Source organism: Pseudoalteromonas sp. SIMBA_162 (assembly GCF_046535955.1).
GTDB classification, from domain to species: domain Bacteria; phylum Pseudomonadota; class Gammaproteobacteria; order Enterobacterales; family Alteromonadaceae; genus Pseudoalteromonas; species Pseudoalteromonas marina.
Genome location: NZ_JAWJBQ010000856.1, coordinates 1 through 250 on the forward strand (window position 1 = coordinate 1; position 250 = coordinate 250).

Annotated in this window: 1 pseudogene; it reads left to right on the forward strand. The window is 40.4% G+C overall.

Annotation, left to right across the window (positions count from 1 at the left end):
- Nucleotides 1-250 (forward strand): annotated as a pseudogene (locus R0J88_RS22115) (hypothetical protein); the annotation flags it as partial.

The following is a 250-nucleotide window of genomic DNA, read 5'->3' on the forward strand; positions in this document are numbered from 1 at the left end:
AGAGAACGTTATTCACGTTTTTCGCCCAGGTACCCTGATTGATTATTTTCCTACACGAGGTAGTTTTTATTCTGGCAGCGCCAGCTACAACGACTTAGTTGCGAGGTTTTATGGCAACTTAGCAGCTAAAGCATTTGCTGAAGAATATCTTAACGCTGCTTATTTTTTTATTTTACAAGCCAATAAATTTACCCTTAATGATCCTGAGCTTTTTAACATGGCGGGTATGTTACATCGTCGTGCGGGCGAT